At 77.5% G+C, this 475-nt stretch carries 1 pseudogene; it reads right to left on the bottom strand.

The features are described 5' to 3' along the window. Positions 1–174 precede the first annotated feature (174 nt). Positions 175–475 (bottom strand): annotated as a pseudogene (locus LPA54_RS37545) (FAD-dependent oxidoreductase); the annotation flags it as partial.

The raw sequence follows: 475 nt of genomic DNA, 5'->3' as shown, positions 1-475 counted from the left end.
GCGGTACACACGGACCGCCTGTACGTCGGGCGCGGCGCCTACGTCGACGGAATGCGCGTCGAGAAGGGCCGGCGGCGGCTCTTCGACGAGGCCCGCCCCGCCGACGCGGCCCGGCTCCGGGCGGAGGGCTGGAGCCGGGAGGACGGCTGAGGCGGACCCCGGCCGGCCGGGCCCTCAGGCCTGGCCGGCCTCCAGCACGGCCATCGCCGCGTTGTGCCCCGGCACCCCGCTGACCCCGCCGCCGCGCACCGCTCCGGCGCCGCAGAGCAGCACATTGGCGTGGGCCGTCTCCACGCCCCAGCGGCCGGTGCCGTCCTGGGCGTGGGGCCAGGACAGGTCGCGGTGGAAGATGTTGCCGCCGGGCAGCCCCAGGTCGCGTTCCAGGTCGAGCGGCGACTTGGCCTCGATGCAGGGGCGGCCGTCGGCGTCCGTGGCGAGGCAGTCGGCGATCGGCTCGGCCAGATGGGCGTCGAGC

The organism is Streptomyces sp. DH12, assembly GCF_020873895.1.
Taxonomy (GTDB): domain Bacteria; phylum Actinomycetota; class Actinomycetes; order Streptomycetales; family Streptomycetaceae; genus Streptomyces.
The sequence above is the reverse complement of the archived record's forward strand: the minus strand, read 5'-3'. Positions and strand labels throughout refer to the sequence as shown.